Genomic DNA, 289 nt, shown 5'->3' on the forward strand with positions numbered 1-289 from the left:
ATACTTCTTTGTTGGGGAGACCAAGAACTGTTACTTGTTTGTGGTAGGTTTCAGAATCTCCATCTTGTTTGAGGGTGATTTGTTCATTGTTTACGGATACCTGTGGATAGCCATTAACTCTTGATGGTTTCATGGTAACTTCAACACTTTCTCCTTGGGTTACTGGGGTGGAAACAACGATTTTCACTTCCTTGGTGTTATCTCCAGCACTGCTTTGACGTGTAAGAACAACGTAGTTTTCGAGTTCCTGTTTGAGTTGTTCCTCAACAGAAGAGAATGAGTCGTCAGA

At 41.5% G+C, this 289-nt stretch carries 1 protein-coding gene; it reads right to left on the reverse strand.

The window, feature by feature from the left end:
- The coding region (locus SM755_RS23430; RefSeq protein ID WP_323174806.1) for a hypothetical protein at nucleotides 1-289 on the reverse strand (289 nt) is incomplete at both ends.

Source organism: Natrialba sp. PRR66 (assembly GCF_034808065.1).
Classification (GTDB): Archaea; Halobacteriota; Halobacteria; order Halobacteriales; family Natrialbaceae; genus Natrialba; species Natrialba aegyptia.